Source organism: Idiomarina sp. OXR-189, from assembly GCF_034373425.1.
Classification (GTDB): domain Bacteria; phylum Pseudomonadota; class Gammaproteobacteria; order Enterobacterales; family Alteromonadaceae; genus Idiomarina; species Idiomarina zobellii.
Genome location: NZ_CP139706.1, coordinates 457,076 through 474,872, shown reverse-complemented (window position 1 = coordinate 474,872; position 17,797 = coordinate 457,076). Strand labels below are relative to the sequence as shown.

Below are 17,797 nucleotides of genomic sequence, written 5' to 3'. Positions count from 1 at the left end.
GCTACCCCAAGTTAAAACTCACCTTTAAACCAGCTCTGCACTTTTTGCCAGAGCCCGATAACGTCAGTTTTAGAGCTTTCTTTTTGTGATACAGCGGCGTCTTCCTGTCCATACCGTAACAGTCCGACCGCTGTCGCATAAACCGGGTCTTCTACGTAGTCCCGTAAACCTTTCATACCAAGCGGCACACCTACGCGCACCGGCATTTGAAATATCTCTTCCGCAAAGTCAACGCAGCCTTCCATTTTCGCGCTACCACCTGTGATAACCACACCAGCAGCTATTTGTTCGTCCAGACCGCTTTGCTGAATTTCATCTCTGATTAACTCAAACAGTTCCTGGTAACGCGGCTCCACCACTTCTGCGAGGGTATGTCGAGACATAACACGCGAAGGGCGACCACCCACTGACGGCACCTCAATGGTGTCTTCCATGCTGACCATTTGCCGCAACGCACAAGCGTGCTTGGTCTTAATTTCTTCCGCGTGATTCGTTGGTGTGCGGAATATTTTTGCAATATCACTGGTGACCTGATTACCCGCCGCCGGGATCACAGCGGTGTGACGCAGCACTCCGCCTGCATAGATGCAGATATCAATAGTACCGCCGCCTAAGTCAACCAACGCCACGCCTAAGTCTTTTTCGTCATCGGTTAGTACCGAGATGCTGGATGCCAGCGCTGAAAAAATCAGTTTGTCGACAGACAAACCACAGCGTTCCACCGCTTTGGTAATGTTCTTGGCCATGTCATTAGCGCAAGTAATAATGTGGACTTTTGACTCCATCCGCACGCCCGACATACCAATAGGACTGCGAATGCTTTCCTGAGAGTCAATCACATACTCTTGCGGTAGCACATGCAAAATGCGGCGCTCTTTCGCAATAGGCACCGACTGCGCTGCATGAATCACACTGTCGACATCGTCCTGTGTCACTTCCGCTTCATTAATCGGCACCATGCCGCTTTCGTTCTGGCACGAGATGTGGCGACCAGAGATATTCAAGTAAACAGATGCAACTCGGCAGTCAGCCATCAATTCGGCTTCGTCCACAGCTCGTTGAACCGACTGAACGACCAAATTCAGGTCATTAACGCCGCCTTTGTCCATACCACGAGCAACCGCAGTACCAACGCCTACAACGCTGATTTCATTGTCCGGCAACAACTCACCGATAAGAGCGGTCACTTTGCTCGTACCTATGTCCAGACCTACTACCATATTGCGTTCCGATGTTTTCGACATATCTGTCTAACTCTCACTTTTTGCTTCACGCCAGGCTACTGCAGCCCCGGTATCGTATCGTAAATCCACTGTGTCGACTTTGTTCTCTTTACTGTTTTCGTGGTTCATCATACTTGGAAACAAGTCGATAAACCGTTTAATGCGTTCCAGGGTGGCTTCCCGCCCTAACTTAATTTCAATACCTTGCTCCAGCACCAAACTGACAGCAAAGCGGTCGGTTAAACGTAAGGCTCTTATCGAAAAGCCATTCACCGACAACATCTTTTGTAATCGGTAGAACTCGCTTAGCGTGTCCTCGACCGCGTGCTCAGGCCCAAAAAGTTGGGGTAGCTGCGCACTCACTTTTGTCACGTCAGCCCGAAACACTTCATCTTGTTCGTTGATCAGCCGGTCCGCATTCCAAAGCGCTTGCGGCTGATGCTCCGAAACAAATACCGATAAACGGTCGGGCCATACTTTCCGTATGGATACTTTTTGTACCCACGGCAGCGCTTCCACTCGCTGCCTTAAACTGTCGACGTCGGCCGTAAAAAAACTGCCTAACGGCTTTGACAAAAGTGCCTGTCTTATCTCACTTTTGTCGGTATAAATAAGCTCGCCCTGCACACTCAAACTGGCTATAGGCACTTGCTGTTCATCTGTCAGTACTTCATTTAACTGATAAATACCGACGCCTAAACCTATCAAAGTCAGGCAAAACACGATGACGCCAGACCAAAAGTTAACCAACTTAAGGCGCTGCTCAGCGGCCATATCTACTGCTCCAGCGTCTGCGCCAATATGCGCTGCACCAGCTCACCAAAATCAATACCTGATGCTTTCGCTGCCATTGGCACCAGGCTTTTTTCTGTCATGCCCGGTACTGTATTCGCTTCTAAAAAATACCAATGCCCATCGCTCGATCGCATGACATCAATGCGTCCCCACCCTTTACCATCAACCGCTTTAAAAGCGTCTTCAGCCAAGTTTTTTAGGTAGGCTTCATCGTCATTGTCTAAACCGGACGGACAATGATACAGGGTGTCGTTTGCCTGGTACTTTGCTTCAAAATCATAAAACTCATGCGGTGTTTCCAGACGAATAACCGGCAACGCGTTATTATCCAACAAAGCAATGGTGTATTCTTTACCTTTTATCCACTTTTCGACTAAAACTTGTTCATCAAATTGAACGGCATGTTTTAACGCCGAGGTTAAACGCTCAGCAGTATCAGCAATACTCATACCTATTGATGAGCCTTCCCTTGCTGGTTTAACAATAACCCGTCCACCGAGCTCTTCTAATAAGATTTCGCTGTCTACCTTGTCGAGTTCCGACGCCCGAACCACCCGCCATGGCGCTGTCGGGAGCTGTAGTGCGTGCCAAATCTGTTTGCAACGCACTTTATCCATTGCTAAGGCACAGCCTAAAACACCACTGCCGGTGTAGGGCATTTCCAGCACTTCCAGTGCGCCCTGCATACTGCCGTCTTCACCTCCGCGACCATGCAAAGCAATAAACACTCGCTCGTAACGCTCTTCAATTAACTCATGTAAGTCATGGGCTGCCGGGTCAAATGCATGTGCATCAATACCTTTAGCCACTAACGCCTTTAACACCGCCATTCCGGACTTAAGCGACACTTCACGCTCGGCAGAATAACCGCCAAGCATAACCGCGACTTTTCCGAAGGCCTCAGGCGTCATTATTCAATACCTCTGAAGCTATTTGTTTCGCCAGAGCGCCGACATTACCGGCTCCCTGGGTCAGTAATAAGTCGTTCCCCGCCAGTACCGATTTCAACACTTGTGGTACTTCTTCCGGCGAACCCACAAAAACCGGATCAATTTGCCCGCGCTGACGAATTGATCGGCACAGTGAACGACTGTCTGCACCGGAAACGACTGCTTCACCTGCGCTATATACTTCCAGCATTATCAATACATCGACCTGCGACAACACATTGACGAAGTCTTCATACAAGTCCCGGGTGCGCGAATAACGGTGCGGCTGAAACACCATGACCAGACGCTTTTCAGGCCAACCTTCGCGTGCGGCTTTTATCGTCGCAGCGACCTCCGACGGGTGGTGTCCATAGTCGTCCACCAACATGACTTCACCCTCTTGCGCCGAGTCAGAAGGTACGGGAAAGTTTCCATAATGCTGGAAGCGACGGCCAATACCTTCAAATTTTGTCAGGGCTCGTTTAATAGACTCGTCGTCTATACCTTCATCCGTTGCAACGGCCACAGCCGCCAGTGCATTCAGTGCGTTATGTTTCCCTGGCATATTCAGGCAGACACGGAACGGCTCCCGGTCTTTACGTAAGATGGTAAAGCAGCTTTGACTTGCTGTTTGTTCATAGTCAACGGCACGCACATCAGCCGATTCACTAAAGCCGTAGGTTATTGCCTGACGCCCAACCCGTGGAATAAGCTCTGACACAACGTCATCATCAGCACACATAACTGCTAATCCGTAAAACGGTAAGTTGTGCAGAAACTCCACATAAGTATCCAGCAATTTATTAAAGTCACCTTCATAGGTGTCCATGTGGTCCGCTTCAATATTCGTCACTATTGCGACCATAGGCTGCAAATGAAGGAAGGAGGCATCGCTCTCATCCGCTTCTGCAATTAAATACTTGCTGCTGCCCAGACGAGCATTGGAACCTGCGCTATTCAGCAAGCCACCAATAACGAAAGTTGGATCTCTCTCGGCTTCGGCAAAAATACTCGCCACCAATGAAGTGGTGGTGGTTTTACCATGGGTTCCTGCCACCGCAATTCCATGTCGAAAGCGCATTAATTCGGCCAGCATTTCCGCCCGACGCACAACGGGGACCCGCAACTCATGTGCCGCTAATAATTCAGCATTGTCCTGCTTTATAGCGCTTGAAACCACAACCACGCTGGCACCTTCGATATTGTTCGCCATGTGACCTAACACAATAGTCGCGCCTAGCACTCTTAGGCGTTCCGTATTGGTGTTTTCAGCAATATCAGAGCCCGATATTTGATAGCCTTGATTCAGCAACACTTCTGCTATTCCGGCCATGCCGGCGCCCCCAATACCGACAAAGTGAATGCGCTGCACCCGACGCATTTCAGGTACATTCACTATGGTAAAGGGCTGTGCTTTGGTTGCGGTCATGCTAGTCATCGCTCTTCTCAAATCTTTTACATTCATTCGCTAAGCGTTGGGTCGCTTCTGGCATCCCACGCTCGCGGGCGAAACGCGCCATTGTCCACAGTTGTTGCCTGTCATGCAATAAACGTTTTAAGTGGATGGCTAAAGCCCCATTTTCTAACTCTTTTTGCGGCATTAATAGTGCCGCACCACAACTTTCCAAAACCTTTGCATTCGCTGTTTGATGATCATCCACTGCATGCGGCAATGGCACCAAAATAGAAGCGACACCAACGGCTGCTAGCTCCGACACAGTTAACGCTCCAGCGCGGCAAATAACCAGGTCTGCTTTTGCAAATTCCGATGCCATATCGTCAATAAATTCATGTACGGCAAGCGAGCTTATGACTTCAGCCCCGGCATACGCTGCTTTAGTACTGGCTTCGTTACCCTGACCACATTGATGAACCACATTGAGCTCTACATCCACTAACTGCTGAACCGCTTGTGGCACTTGCTCATTCAATACTTTTGCGCCCAGGCTTCCGCCGACAACTAATATCGTTATAGGCCCTGCAATGCTCTTATCTTCCTGATGCGTTTTTACAACCTCAGTAAAAGCCTGACGCAGCGGGTTGCCAACCACCGAGTATCGGCGCCATTGAGGCGTCGCCACCGGCAAACCTAAAAATACATTGGTTGCCCGAGGCGCCAGTAAGCGGGTTGTCATACCCGGTACTGCATTCTGTTCATGCACTAACAGTGGAATGCCCATCATTTTTGCGGCAATGCCCATCGGGGCGCAGACATAACCGCCAAAGGTCACAACAACGTTCGGCTGTAAATGCTTTAATAATCGACGACACTGCAGGACAGCTTTGGCCAGCACCAGCGGCATCTTCAATTTGCGCAGTAATCCGTGTCCACGCACTCCGGTCATGCTAATGCTATGCAAGCTAAAACCTGCGGCCGGAATAACTCTGGACTCAAGGCGCCCTTCCTGGGTTCCCAGCCAGTCAATCTGCCAGCCGTCATTTCGTAAGTTTTCAGCCACTGCCAGTGCCGGGAAAATATGGCCGCCGGTACCTGCTGCCGCAATCAATGCACGGTTCATTCAGCACCTCCGCGCGGCGCAACTTTGCGGCCGCTCATTCGGCGTTCATGATCAATGCGCAGCAATAATCCGATAGCCAGTGCTGACACAACTAAGCTAGTACCACCGTAACTCACTAACGGTAGCGTTAAGCCTTTTGTCGGCAACGCACCAGATGCCACACCGATATTCACAAAGGCCTGGATACTGAACCAAACGCCAATTCCATAGGCCAAATACCCGCCGTAGCGTTGATCGACCATTAGGCAGCGACGTCCAATAATTAAAGCGCGCCAAACCAGCATTAATACAACCGCTATCACGCCCATCACGCCTACAAAGCCGAGCTCTTCGGCAACAACGGCCATGATAAAGTCGGTATGAGCCTCGGGCAGGTACTGCAATTTTTGGATGCTATTCCCTAAACCCGCACCGCTAAATTGCCCCTGTCCAAAGGCAATAAGCGACTGCATTAGCTGGTACCCTGCGCCAAATGGGTCTTTCTCGGGCTCAAGGAAGGTCAAAAAGCGCTGCATTCGATAAGGCTCAACAATAATCAGCAGTATCATTGCCAGCACACAAGTAATGAATACCGCGAAAAACTGCCAAAGTTTAGCTCCTGCCAGAAAAAGCATGGCAACAGTCGTCGCGGACAACACAACGACGGTTCCAAAGTCGGGCTGCATCAGCAGCAATACCGCTGCGATAAACAACAAGGCCAAAGGTTTGATGAAACCTTTAATAGCTTCCCGGACTTCGTCTTCACGACGCGCCAGATAACTGGCCATGTACACGTAGAAAAACAACTTAGCCATTTCCGCTACTTGCACGGTAATGGGGCCGACTTTTATCCAACGCTGCGAGCCGTTCACTTCGTGCCCAACAACGAGAACAACCAGCAACATGGCCAATCCAACCAACAAGAGCTTACCGCTATGTTCATTCCATAACGTGGTAGGAATCCGCAAGGACGCCAGCATTACCAATAAGCTGATAACAATATAAATGCCATGTCGAATTGCAAAGTGAAATGGGTTTCCGGTCAGCCGGTCAGCCGTTGGTAATGACGCTGAAGACACCATAATAAATCCAAAGGCTAACAATGCGAGTGACACCGTTAGCAGCACGCGGTCGTAAAGAGCCTGACTGGTTGGCGGTTTAAACCATTCAACCAGTTGCTGCCAGAGCGGAGCTTTGGCGGCTGGCATTTCAAGCGCTAATTGTTCTTCACGCACTGTTGCCATTGGCTGCCTCCACCGCTTGACAAAATACGTCACCGCGATGCTCAAAGTTATTAAACTGGTCAAAACTTGCACATGCTGGCGATAACAACACCATGTCGCCGGGCTGCACCAGTGACTTAGCAAGCTCTACGGCCTGCTCCAGGCTGTTAACCTGTCTTGAGCCATTAAACAGCTTGCCAATTTTCGGACCGTCTTTACCTATTGTCAGCAGTATGTCGACTTTATCTAAAGTCTCTGCTAACTCTTTAAAGTCCGCACCTTTGCCGTCGCCACCTGCAATGAGGAGTAATCTACCGGTAATTGCCGGTCGCAGCCCCTCCACCGCCGCAGCGGTTGCACCAATATTGGTGGCTTTTGAGTCATTTACCCATAACACGCCTGATTCCTGACTCACTAACTGGCAACGGTGCGCTAAACCGGTGAAGTTTTTAGCTGCTTCTACTGCATCTTCTATTGAAATGCCGAGCGACACAGCCAGTCCCAGTGCAGCTTGGGCGTTCAATAAGTTATGAACACCCTGTAACTGCAGCTGATCTGCCCGCAGAACTACTTCACCGGCATAAGTAATGGCAACGGGACCGCTTGATTTATCAACATTACCTCCTAGCAAGCCAAAATCATTGGGATGAGCGTCTTTGCCAACGCTTAGTACCTTCCCGGTGATAGGGTGAGGCCAGGTATCCTGCTGCTGACGGTTCAACACCCAGGTATCGGCGTTATTAAATATACGCTGCTTAGCAGCAATATAATCCTCAAGCGCATTATAACGGTCGAGGTGATCAGCGCTAATATTCAGCAACGCTGCGGCTTTCAGTTTTAACTTTTCAGTTAGCTCCAGCTGAAAACTCGATAATTCAAGCACGACAGCGTCTGGCTTGTTATCCAGCTGCAGCAGGTCTAATACAGGTAAACCAATATTTCCCGCAGCAACCACATTCTTTCCGACCTGCTGACCAATAAACTCGACCAGTCGGGTTACTGTCGACTTACCGTTTGAACCGGTCACAGCCACCAGTGGAAAATCGACGTTTTGAGCAAAAATTTCAATATCCCCAACGACGGGTATACCCGCATCGCGAGCTAGCGTCAGCGGCTCTTCACGTAAATCGATACCGGGGCTTGTAATAATCAAATCGGCGGCTAACGTGTCCTCTATTTCCCAGTGGCGAGTGTTGAACTCAGCGCGTGGCATTATCGCTTTCGCGTCTTCAAGACCCGGCGGGTTTTCACGCGAATCAAACACTCGCACATCAGCAATTAACGACGGCTTGTTTGCCAGAAAACGCACAACCGATACCCCGGTCTTACCCAGACCAAGCACCATGATGTGTTTTATTTTCTGCCAGTTTATCGTTGTCATTGTTATTACCGAAGTTTCAGTGTCGCTAAACCAATTAGCACGAAAATTAAAGACAATATCCAAAAGCGCACGATAACTCGTGGCTCTGGCCACCCTTTTAGCTCGTAATGGTGGTGAATAGGTGCCATACGGAAGACTCGTTTGCCTCTAAGCTTGTATGAGCCAACCTGAAGCATGACCGACACGGTTTCCATGACGAACACACCACCCATAATGAACAGCACCAGCTCCTGACGAACCAAAATGGCAATGATGCCAAGTGCAGCTCCAAGCGCCAGCGAGCCAACATCGCCCATAAATACCAGTGCCGGATAGGTGTTAAACCAAAGGAAGCCAAGACCGGCTCCCACAATAGCGGCACAAACAACCAGTAATTCTGCGGTTAGTGGTAAATAAGGAATTTGTAAGTAATCGGCGAAGTTCACATTACCGGAGGCGTAAGCAAAAATACCCAGCGCCGCTGCCACCATAACGGTTGGCATGATGGCCAAGCCGTCCAGGCCATCGGTTAAGTTCACCGCATTACTGGTACCCACCATGACAAAGTAGGCCATAAGGATGTAAAGCATGCCCAGCTGCGGCATGACATCTTTAAAGAACGGTACTAGCAGGGCAGTTTCAGCCCCCATGGTGCTGCTCCAATACAGGTATACCGCCGCTGCACTGGCAATAACGGATTGCCAGAAGTACTTCCACTTGGCAATGAGGCCTTTTGGATCTTTACGCACAACTTTACGGTAGTCGTCGATGAAGCCAATAATGCCAAAACCTGTTATGACCAGTAGCACAACCCAGACATAACGGTTTTCTAAGTCAGCCCAGAGTAATGAAGAGCCAAGCACTGCCGCCAAAATTAAGACTCCCCCCATGGTTGGGGTTCCGCTCTTACTTAAATGACTTTGTGGGCCGTCATCTCTTACGGTCTGCCCAATTTGCAGAAGCTGCAGACGACGAATTAATGTTGGACCTAACCAGAGCGATAGTACCAATGCCGTTAAGATGCTTAATATTGCTCTCAACGTTAGGTAAGAAAACACGTTAAACGCGCTTTCAAATTGCATTAGGTACTCAGCCAACCAAACTAACATGCGTGTTTATCCCCTATACTGCTGTGGCTCGCTACAGCGCTTTGCAACGCCGCTACGACGCGCTCCATGTGCGCAGACCGTGAGCCTTTAACCAGCACTGTGACCGGCTGCTTACCCTGTTGTTCTGTAAGTCTTTGTAAAATCGCCTGCACTAGGGCATCCAGTTGACTGAAATGCTTGCCTCCGTGACCATTAAACACTTCACTCGCGCTTTGGCTGAGTACGCCCAGGCTGTATAAATTATCAATGCCCGTACCTATAGCATGCTCGCCTATTTCTTCATGATAAGCGCGGGCATCAGCCCCAAGCTCTCCCATGTCGCCCAGGACAAAAATTCGATAACCACTGTAGCTACCCAGTAAATCCAGCGCAGCTTTTGTTGAGGCAACGCTCGCATTATAGGTGTCGTCAATAATACGTAAGTGCTCACTAACTTTGATGGTGGTTAGACGACCTTTAGCAGGAGTTACCAGCTCTAAGCCGCTAATAATGTCAGTCAGAGGAACGCCTAGCTGATAAGCCGCTGCTGAGGCTGACAGCGCATTAAGCACATTGTGGCGGCCACTTAACTGTAAAGTCACTGCCTCGGCTTGGCCGTCAATATGTAAGGAAAAGGTTGGGTTGCCTTCATCGTTGAGTTGAATGTCTGTTGCATACACATCAGCTTGCTCAGATAAACCGAACGTCTGCCAGTGGTAGTTAGCGCACACTGACTCCCAACTCGAACTGTAATCAGACTCTAGTGGGGTAATCGCCACTCCCTGGCTCCCCAGACCACGGAAAATCTCAGTTTTAGCGCGCGCAACACCGTGCACACTGCCAAAACCTTCAACATGCGCAGCGCTGACATTATTCAGTATTGCTACATCAGGCTTAGTTAAGTTAGTGGTGTAACCAATCTCTCCGGGATGATTCGCGCCCAACTCAATAACCGCGTATTTATGCTGCTTTCCAAGGCGTAACAATGTCAGCGGCACACCAATGTCATTATTGAAGTTACCGGCTGTTGCCAGAGTACTGTCCTTAAGCGACAGAATGGAAGACAGCATTTCTTTAACTGTGGTTTTTCCGTTACTACCGGTAATAGCAACGGTTTTTGGAGCCACTTCTGCTTTCACTGCCGCACCGAGTAGTCCCAATGAATAGCGCGTATCCTCAACGACAATTTGGCTTAATTCGGTTTGTTGCGGCTTCTCAACAAGCAAGGCTTCAGCACCACCTTGTCGAGCTTGCTCGGTAAATCGATGCGCATCGAAATTAGGCCCCTTTAACGCAATAAATAGCGCCCCGGTTAAGTCGTCACGCGTATCCGTTGATACCTTACTGATTGTTTTGTCTTCACCGACAAGACGCCCACCGACTTTCTCTGCTATCCAGGTTAAGGTTACAGAAATCATGCGCAGTCTCCTTGCAGCCAGTCGCTGACAACCGCTCGTTCGTTGTAATCAACACGCTGTGTGCCTATTACTTGATAATCTTCATGCCCCTTGCCAGCCAGAAGTACGACATCATCCTGCTGGGCTTCTTGCATGGCCCGAATCACGGCTTTCCGGCGACCCGGCCATACTTTCACTTTGTCCTTTTCAGCAATGCCGGCAAGAATGTCATCAATAATCTGTTCACTGGGTTCTGTACGCGGGTTGTCGTCGGTAACAACGACAACATCGGCTGAATCCGCCGCGACTTTCCCCATTTGCGGGCGTTTGCCCCGGTCTCTGTCACCACCACACCCAAATACACACCATAGTTTGCCTTTGCAATGCAGCCGCAGCGCTCTTAGCACTTGGTCCAAAGCGTCCGGTGTGTGAGCGTAATCAACGACAACCAATGGCGAATGCTGATTGTGGAAAGCCTCCATACGACCCGGCACTGGCATTAACTGTTTGCAGGCATTGGCTAAGTCGCCTGGCTTGTACCCAAGAGAAAGCAACGTCGCTATTGCAGTTAACACGTTGTAGATATTGAAGCGCCCTAATAGCGGCGTTTCTATTGCGTAAGACTGTCCCTGCCAGCTCAATTCAAACGTCGAGCCCTCTTCATGGAATTGCAGTCCTGAGGCTTTTAGGCTTGGCTCCAACGATGAGTCGTTTAATGTCACCCAAAGTTCAGCACCATGTTCTTTGTACCAGTTCGCCAATACCGTATCGTCGGCATTCACAATTCGGTGCTGAACACCAAAGTCCGTAAATAGGCGCTGTTTTGCAGCAACATAATCGTCCATCGTGCCGTGGTAATCCAGGTGGTCACGACTAATATTGGTAATAGCGGCAGCTGCAAATTGAAGGGCGTCTACCCGGCGCTGCACTAACGCATGGGACGACACTTCCATAGCCACCAACTCAGCACCTTCCGCTTTCAACGTAGCCAGCCGTTGTTGAATAGTAACCGCATCTGGTGTGGTATGGCGCTCTGGTAACAGCCGTCCAATTAAGCCGCTTCCTGTTGTGCCAATAACGGCTGACTCCTGACCCAAGCGTTGAGCAAGTTGCGCAATAATATGAGTGACCGATGTTTTGCCGTTAGTACCGGTAACGCCGATAACGGTCATACCTTTTGACGGGTGCTCGAAGAAGTTTCCGGCAATTTCAGACAAATGCTCACGAACCCCACTAAAGCCGACAACAACGGCACCTCGACGCTGCTCTACCGCTAAGCCCGGAGACTCAGCAATCACCGCAACAGCGCCTTGGTCGATAGCCGCGTCGATATAAGCACGACCATCGGTTTCATACCCGGGTATTGCAATGAATAAATCACCATTAGCGACCTGACGGCTATCCAGTTTTACGCCCGAGACGGTCACATCTGGAATATTTAATGATGCAGGCAACATATTTAGAAGTTCAGAAAGCATTTTCATTGCTGACCTCCGAAGCCTGCTGCGCGAATTTCTGTGTCATCCGGGTTATCCGGCGGCACGTTCAACAAGCGCATGGTTTGCGCGACGATATTTGAGAATACAGGGGCAGCTGCGGTGCCACCGTAATAGTCATCCGTTCCCGGCTCGTTTATTGTCACAACAACCACTACTTCTGGGTTGCTCACTGGCGCAATGCCGGCAAACAACGCGACATATTCATCACCATAACCACCCGTTGCTTTCGTTTTCCGAGTGGTACCGGTTTTCCCGGCAATTCGGTATCCCGGTACCTGAGCCTGTTTTGCTGTGCCGTCACGCACTACTTCTTCCATCATGTGCATAACGGCAAGCGTATTATCAGGATTAAAGACTTGCTCGCCTGGTAGCGGTGATTCTTGACGGAATATGGTCAGCGGTCGCTTCACACCACCGGAGGCTATAATACTGTAAGCTTTAGCTAGCTGTAGGGTCGTAACAGACAAGCCATAACCATAGGACAATGTGGCTATTTCAAACTCAGACCAACGACGCCGATCGCTCAGCAGCCCCATACCCTCGCCCAGTAAGGCAACTCCTGTATCACTACCAAAGCCAGCATCCGCGTAGGTTTGCAGTAATGGGTCGACACCTAAGTCCAGTGCCATTTTCGTCACACCCACATTTGACGAGTGCTTAAGAACTTCCGTCAGGGTAAGTTCTCCCCGGTTACGTGGATCGCTCACACGACGTCCACCCAGGCGCAGCCAACCAGGACTAGTATCAATAATGTCACCGGCTTTATGACGGCCGTTTTCCAGCGCACTCAGCACCACCAAAGGCTTGACCGTCGAGCCTGGCTCGTAGCTGTCGGTAATCGCCCGATTTCGCATTCTGAATGACTGCAAATCGGCACGATTGTTAGGGTTAAAGGACGGGCTGTTGACCATTGCCAGGATTTCACCAGTATCAACATCGAGTACAATAGCGGAGCCAGACGTTGCCTGGTTGTAGCGCACGGCTTTTTTAAGCTCTGTATAGGCAGTCGCCTGAATCCGCTGATCGATACTCAAGGTTAATTGTTTTGGTTGTTGCGCCTCTGTCTGGCTAATTTCCTCAACAACCCGCCCTTGCGCGTCCTTGCGGTAAACTCGCTTGCCCGGTTGTCCGGTCAAGTGTTCGTCATACAGTAACTCGAGTCCTTCCTGACCCTCACCATCAATATTTGTCAGACCCACTAAATGGGCAGCAATTTCACCGGTTGGGTAATAACGGCGAGACTCTGTTTTTAAATAAACGCCCGGAATTTTTAGCTGCTTGACGTAATCCGCTTCCGACGGGGTGACTTTTCGCTGCAAATAAACAAAGCGTTTGCTTGGATCATCGACTTTATCAACCAAGGCTTCGCGGTTCATTCGAAAGGTTTCTGCCAATGCCTGCCAGCGCCGGTTATCTGCCAACGCATTATGTTCATCAATACGTTTAGGGTCAGCCCAGACAGTTTCTACCGGGACGCTAACAGCAAGCTCGCGGCCGTGACGGTCGACAATACTGCCTCGCTGCACTGGCAAGCTATCAGAGCGTAAACTACGCATATCGCCTTGCAAGGAGAAGCGTTCAGGGCTAACAACTTGTATATAAGCTGCTCGCGCAACCAGAACGGAGAAAACACCGAACAGCACGGTCACTGCGATATAAAAACGCCAGCGAGTACCAGCCGGTTCAGTCCGTTTTTTACGCTTCGCCATTACCATGAGACCATAACCTCCGTTTCGGATGTTACGTCACGCATTCCAAGCTGCTGTTGAGCAATACGTTCAACCCGGCTGTGCTCTGTCAGTGCATTCTGCTCAATCACTAAATGTCGCCACTCGCGGTCAAGCGTGTCGCGGTAAGACAACAGATCATCACGTTCAGCTGTCAGCTGACGGTTCAAGTGAGCCACATAAACAATGCTTAGTGCGTTAAAAACGACCACCACACCCAGTAGCACAATCCACTTGTGCTGCACTAAATCTTGCAGCACCATTTTGGTTAAGCTGGGATAGCGTTGTTTAGTCATGGTAAACCCTCCTTGCTATACGCAGCACTGAACTGCGTGCCCGAGGGTTTAGTGAGACTTCGTGTTTGCCTGGTTTTATGGCTTTACCCACTTTTTCTAATGACTTGTCTTTATTTATCTCGGCATCAGTAACAGGTAATCCGGCTGGTACCTGCTTGCCTTCGCTGTGTTTGCGAATAAAACGTTTAACCAATCGGTCTTCCAGGCTATGGAAACTAATAACGACTAGACGTCCGTCTTGCTTCAGTGCCGACAGCGAGGCTTCAAGCGCCTGCTCTATTTGTTCCAGCTCTTTATTGACGTGAATTCGAATAGCCTGGAATGTCCGCGTTGCCGGGTGCTTATGCTTTTCTTTTACCGGACTGACACGGGCAATCATATCCGCCAGTTGTTTCGTGCGCACAAAAGGCTCTTTCTCGCGATCCATAACAATGGCGCTGGCAATTTTTCGCGCAAAACGCTCTTCGCCGTATTCTTTAAGTACCCAGCTTATCTCATCTTTTTCAGCTCGGTTCAGCCATTCGGCGGCTGTTTCACCGCGCGTGGTATCCATTCTCATATCGAGTGGTCCGTCGCGCATGAAGCTAAAACCTCTCTCGGCATCATCGAGTTGTGGGGACGACACGCCAAGGTCGAATAAAATACCGGTAACTTTTCCGGTTAATTGCCGCTGTTCAAGTACCTGTTGCAGGTTTGAGAAAGGAGTGTGGATAATGTCAAAACGTGGGTCGTCTTGCAGTGTTTTAGCGGCTTCAATAGCTTGTGGGTCTTGGTCTAACGCAATAACCTGAGCGTCATTGCCTAGCTTTTCTAACAACGCACGCGTGTGACCACCACGTCCAAATGTGGCGTCAATATAGGTGCCTGCTGTATCAGTCACTAAAGCGTTGATGGACTCTTCCAGTAGCACCGAAACGTGTTGCGGTGACGTTGTTATCATTATAGAGAGAAGTCTTCCAGTCTTTCGTTTAGGGTGAAGTCGCCCTCGCGCTCAACGTCCATATCCTGAGCCACTTGGTCATGCCAAGCGTCTTCATCCCACAGTTCAAATTTGTTCAGCTGACCAACCAACATAAGCTTCTTCTCGAGCCCTGCATGTTGTCTTAAAGGTGCTGATATCAGTAAACGACCGTTTTTATCCATTTCACAGTCGTCTGCATGGCCGAGTAACAACCGCTGCAAGCGGCGTTCTGCGGGGTTCATACTCGATAAACGGGTGAGTTTCTGCTCAATGATTTGCCACTCGGGAAGCGGGTACAACAACAGGCACGGTTGTTTAATATCAATCGTGCATACCATTTTCCCTTCACAGTCTAAAGACAAGGCTTGGCGATACTTAGCTGGGATTGCTAAGCGCCCTTTGCTGTCAAGACTGAGTGTTGTTGCTCCTCGGAACATGATCCCACCTGATCATTAAGATCCACTATTATCCACAAATCCCCACAATGTTACAGTCTAGGTTCCACTGTTTCCCACTGTCAAGAAAAAAACCGTTCTATTTGTCAGGGTTTCTGGCCGATAACAACTAAGCTATTGAAGAAACGTATGAAATAGCAGTGTTAGAGCCTGGGATTAATTTGTGTAATACTCAGGTGAGTCACATTTGAGGTAAATTCGCGCATGAAGCGTTTTTGGCTTTTCATTATTTTTAGCTTTGCTGTTGCCTGTACCGGTGTTATTTGGTTTGCCGAAAACCAACACGCTCAAACCGTAGAAGCCCGAAAGCGCACAGCAACCGAGCGCCTTGGCAAATTGCGTGCTGCGTTAGAGGGACAACTGAATTCCTCCTTAGTCACTGTGCGCGCTTTGCGAGCTGAAATTAAACTGTCTCCCAATATTTCTAATGCTCGGTTTAACGCGTTGATGACCGAGTTAATCACCCAAGATGTCCCCATCCGCCATGTTGCCTTAGCACCTGACCTGGTTATTCAATTTGTGCACCCATTGAAGGGGAACGAACAAGCTCTTGGTTTTAATTACAGAGAGTCGCAAGCCCAGCTTGAGGGCGTACAAAAGGCCATTACAAACGGCGACGTTGTTATAGATGGCCCCGTCGAGTTAGTACAAGGCGGTTTAGCTTTAATTGCGCGAGCGCCCGTTGTTTTAGAAAACGACTTATGGGGTGTCATTGCAGTTGTTATTCAAATTGATGAGCTTATGTCTAACAGTGGCTTAAGCTCTGAACAAGGAGTTTACGCAACAGCATTAGCTAAACTCAATACGGTCGGCGACCGGGAATTTCAATTCGGCGATCCGTCTGTTTGGAAGAAAGATCATGTCTCTAGCGACGTCTCACTTTCCGCTGGGCAGTGGCTACTGGCAACAGCGCCGGTTGATGGAAATTGGGTTCCCAAAGGTTTCGTCTACTGGAGCATTGTCGTTTTTGGTCTCATATTGGCAGCCTTAATGAATGCCTTTATGTATTACCTTTTTTATACGCAAATGCGACTGCGCAAAGCCCTTACCATTATTGATGAACAAGCCAGCTTTGACTCACTCACACAGTTGCACAATCGACGCTCCTTTATTAGACACCTCAACCGTTTAACTGGCAAAGCGGCTAAATACAATCATTTCGCAATTCTATTTATCGACTTAGATCACTTCAAAGAGGTGAATGACAGCCTCGGGCATGACTCTGGTGATGAGTTATTAAAGGTGGCGGGCTCACGTTTAAGAAAAGAGCTTAGGCCGGAAGACTTTATCGCTCGTTTGGGCGGCGACGAGTTTGTTGTTGTCATTAACCGGCTGAAATCAAAAGACGTTATTGACCAATTAGCTCTGAAACTAAATAACGCGTTGAATAAACCCTTTGCGTTAAGTCATAGCCAAGTGCAAACCTCATGCAGTATCGGCGTTGCACTTTACCCAGACGATGGCCTGACTACCGAGCAGTTACTTAAAAATGCCGATTTGGCGATGTATGCAGCGAAAGAAGCTGGGCGACGCACGCACTACTTCTTCAATGAAGAGCTTCGCAGGCGTTCGGAGCACCAGAGCTCAATACATAACCGTATGCGAGCAGGGTTAAAAAACCGTGAGTTTCGTTTGGTGTATCAGCCTATCGTTAATTTTGGTAACGGCAAAGTTGAAAAGTGTGAAGCTCTGCTGCGATGGACAGACGACAACGGTAATGTCATATCCCCTGCGGAATTTATCCCGGTTGCCGAAAGTACCGGTTTAATACACGAACTTGGTCAGTTTGTTTTAGAGCAAGCCTGCGCTGATTGGAATTTACTGCAGAGCAACGACATTCATATAGGCTTGTCCATTAACCGCTCCGAACGGGAGCTTAATGATTTAAATGCCGCCAAACAATGGCTTGAATGTATTAGTCAGCACCAGTTACCGGCGGACAAAGTGACCTTTGAAATTACTGAGTCACTGCTAATGAGCAATAAACAGCGACAGATTCACATTCTGCATTACTTGCGTTCAAACGGCGTTAAAATTGCGATTGATGACTTTGGGACTGGCTACTCCAGTATCAATTACCTTCAGCGTTACCCGGTTGATTACCTGAAAATTGATCGGAGCTTTCTGAACCACGCACCTGGCGATAGAATACAAGTTGCCTTGACTGAGGCATTGCTGCGAGTGGCCCGCGCATTAGATATTGATGTGATTGCCGAAGGCGTTGAAAACAAAGAGCAATGGGAGTTTCTCCAACACCAGAAATGCGACTTTGCACAGGGCTACTACATTAGTCCCGGCCTGGGTATTGAAGAGCTCACACGTTTCTTAAAACAGTGGCAATTTTAA

15 protein-coding genes are annotated in these 17,797 nt (G+C 49.2%); 1 reads left to right on the top strand and 14 read right to left on the bottom strand.

The features are described 5' to 3' along the window. Positions 1-11: 11 nt before the first annotated feature. The 14 genes from ftsA to mraZ are packed head-to-tail and all read right to left on the bottom strand — an operon-like array spanning position 12 to position 15,433. Complete coding sequence (ftsA, locus tag UM402_RS02310; protein WP_058576805.1) at positions 12-1,244, bottom strand: cell division protein FtsA; 1,233 nt, start codon at positions 1,242-1,244, stop codon at positions 12-14. Positions 1,245-1,250: 6 nt separating this feature from the next. After that, positions 1,251-1,997, bottom strand: a complete 747-nt coding sequence (locus UM402_RS02305; RefSeq protein ID WP_053953035.1) for a cell division protein FtsQ/DivIB — start codon at positions 1,995-1,997, stop codon at positions 1,251-1,253. Between the two features lie 2 nt (positions 1,998-1,999). Further along, positions 2,000-2,929: a D-alanine--D-alanine ligase gene (locus tag UM402_RS02300; RefSeq protein WP_058576804.1), complete on the bottom strand. Its 930-nt coding sequence runs from the start codon at positions 2,927-2,929 to the stop codon at positions 2,000-2,002. Continuing rightward, positions 2,919-4,385, bottom strand: coding sequence for a UDP-N-acetylmuramate--L-alanine ligase (gene murC / locus UM402_RS02295; protein ID WP_058576803.1), 1,467 nt, complete (start codon positions 4,383-4,385; stop codon positions 2,919-2,921). The genes UM402_RS02300 and murC overlap by 11 nt, the downstream gene beginning before the upstream one ends. Continuing rightward, on the bottom strand, positions 4,378-5,466 hold the full coding sequence (gene murG, locus UM402_RS02290) for an undecaprenyldiphospho-muramoylpentapeptide beta-N-acetylglucosaminyltransferase (RefSeq protein ID WP_058576802.1): 1,089 nt from the start codon (positions 5,464-5,466) through the stop codon (positions 4,378-4,380). Before murG ends, murC begins: the two co-directional genes overlap by 8 nt. After that, positions 5,463-6,689 carry a cell division protein FtsW gene (gene ftsW, locus UM402_RS02285; RefSeq protein ID WP_058576801.1) on the bottom strand — a complete coding sequence of 409 codons (1,227 nt, stop codon included), beginning with the start codon at positions 6,687-6,689 and terminating at the stop codon, positions 5,463-5,465. The genes murG and ftsW overlap by 4 nt, the downstream gene beginning before the upstream one ends. Then, on the bottom strand, positions 6,673-8,049 hold the full coding sequence (murD, locus tag UM402_RS02280; protein ID WP_058576800.1) for a UDP-N-acetylmuramoyl-L-alanine--D-glutamate ligase: 1,377 nt from the start codon (positions 8,047-8,049) through the stop codon (positions 6,673-6,675). Before murD ends, ftsW begins: the two co-directional genes overlap by 17 nt. A gap of 5 nt (positions 8,050-8,054) precedes the next feature. Continuing rightward, on the bottom strand, positions 8,055-9,137 hold the full coding sequence (mraY, locus tag UM402_RS02275; RefSeq protein WP_053953041.1) for a phospho-N-acetylmuramoyl-pentapeptide-transferase: 1,083 nt from the start codon (positions 9,135-9,137) through the stop codon (positions 8,055-8,057). Continuing rightward, on the bottom strand, positions 9,131-10,534 hold the full coding sequence (locus UM402_RS02270) for a UDP-N-acetylmuramoyl-tripeptide--D-alanyl-D-alanine ligase (protein WP_058576799.1): 1,404 nt from the start codon (positions 10,532-10,534) through the stop codon (positions 9,131-9,133). Before UM402_RS02270 ends, mraY begins: the two co-directional genes overlap by 7 nt. Further along, positions 10,531-11,997, bottom strand: a complete 1,467-nt coding sequence (gene murE, locus UM402_RS02265; protein WP_058576798.1) for a UDP-N-acetylmuramoyl-L-alanyl-D-glutamate--2,6-diaminopimelate ligase — start codon at positions 11,995-11,997, stop codon at positions 10,531-10,533. Before murE ends, UM402_RS02270 begins: the two co-directional genes overlap by 4 nt. Continuing rightward, positions 11,994-13,727 carry a peptidoglycan D,D-transpeptidase FtsI family protein gene (locus tag UM402_RS02260; protein WP_058576797.1) on the bottom strand — a complete coding sequence of 578 codons (1,734 nt, stop codon included), beginning with the start codon at positions 13,725-13,727 and terminating at the stop codon, positions 11,994-11,996. Before UM402_RS02260 ends, murE begins: the two co-directional genes overlap by 4 nt. After that, on the bottom strand, positions 13,721-14,035 hold the full coding sequence (ftsL, locus tag UM402_RS02255) for a cell division protein FtsL (RefSeq protein WP_058576796.1): 315 nt from the start codon (positions 14,033-14,035) through the stop codon (positions 13,721-13,723). The genes UM402_RS02260 and ftsL overlap by 7 nt, the downstream gene beginning before the upstream one ends. Then, positions 14,028-14,975: a 16S rRNA (cytosine(1402)-N(4))-methyltransferase RsmH gene (rsmH, locus tag UM402_RS02250; RefSeq protein ID WP_058576795.1), complete on the bottom strand. Its 948-nt coding sequence runs from the start codon at positions 14,973-14,975 to the stop codon at positions 14,028-14,030. Before rsmH ends, ftsL begins: the two co-directional genes overlap by 8 nt. Beyond that, a complete protein-coding gene (gene mraZ / locus UM402_RS02245; RefSeq protein WP_053953047.1) occupies positions 14,975-15,433 on the bottom strand; it encodes a division/cell wall cluster transcriptional repressor MraZ in 459 nt (152 codons plus the stop codon). The genes rsmH and mraZ overlap by 1 nt, the downstream gene beginning before the upstream one ends. 222 nt (positions 15,434-15,655) lie before the next feature. On the opposite strand from mraZ, the gene UM402_RS02240 reads away from it, so the two are divergent. Beyond that, entirely contained in the window at positions 15,656-17,797 is a 2,142-nt protein-coding gene (locus UM402_RS02240; RefSeq protein ID WP_058576794.1) for a putative bifunctional diguanylate cyclase/phosphodiesterase, read from the top strand.

What these genes read in the sequence shown, in the direction of transcription:
- ftsA (WP_058576805.1), bottom strand. Translation starts at nt 1,244, where the DNA reads ATGTCGAAAACATCGGAACGCAATATGGTAGTAGGTCTGGACATAGGT.
- UM402_RS02305 (WP_053953035.1), bottom strand. Translation starts at nt 1,997, where the DNA reads ATGGCCGCTGAGCAGCGCCTTAAGTTGGTTAACTTTTGGTCTGGCGTC.
- UM402_RS02300 (WP_058576804.1), bottom strand. Translation starts at nt 2,929, where the DNA reads ATGACGCCTGAGGCCTTCGGAAAAGTCGCGGTTATGCTTGGCGGTTAT.
- murC (WP_058576803.1), bottom strand. Translation starts at nt 4,385, where the DNA reads ATGACTAGCATGACCGCAACCAAAGCACAGCCCTTTACCATAGTGAAT.
- murG (WP_058576802.1), bottom strand. Translation starts at nt 5,466, where the DNA reads ATGAACCGTGCATTGATTGCGGCAGCAGGTACCGGCGGCCATATTTTC.
- ftsW (WP_058576801.1), bottom strand. Translation starts at nt 6,689, where the DNA reads ATGGCAACAGTGCGTGAAGAACAATTAGCGCTTGAAATGCCAGCCGCC.
- murD (WP_058576800.1), bottom strand. Translation starts at nt 8,049, where the DNA reads ATGACAACGATAAACTGGCAGAAAATAAAACACATCATGGTGCTTGGT.
- mraY (WP_053953041.1), bottom strand. Translation starts at nt 9,137, where the DNA reads ATGTTAGTTTGGTTGGCTGAGTACCTAATGCAATTTGAAAGCGCGTTT.
- UM402_RS02270 (WP_058576799.1), bottom strand. Translation starts at nt 10,534, where the DNA reads ATGATTTCTGTAACCTTAACCTGGATAGCAGAGAAAGTCGGTGGGCGT.
- murE (WP_058576798.1), bottom strand. Translation starts at nt 11,997, where the DNA reads ATGAAAATGCTTTCTGAACTTCTAAATATGTTGCCTGCATCATTAAAT.
- UM402_RS02260 (WP_058576797.1), bottom strand. Translation starts at nt 13,727, where the DNA reads ATGGTAATGGCGAAGCGTAAAAAACGGACTGAACCGGCTGGTACTCGC.
- ftsL (WP_058576796.1), bottom strand. Translation starts at nt 14,035, where the DNA reads ATGACTAAACAACGCTATCCCAGCTTAACCAAAATGGTGCTGCAAGAT.
- rsmH (WP_058576795.1), bottom strand. Translation starts at nt 14,975, where the DNA reads ATGATAACAACGTCACCGCAACACGTTTCGGTGCTACTGGAAGAGTCC.
- mraZ (WP_053953047.1), bottom strand. Translation starts at nt 15,433, where the DNA reads ATGTTCCGAGGAGCAACAACACTCAGTCTTGACAGCAAAGGGCGCTTA.
- UM402_RS02240 (WP_058576794.1), top strand. Translation starts at nt 15,656, where the DNA reads ATGAAGCGTTTTTGGCTTTTCATTATTTTTAGCTTTGCTGTTGCCTGT.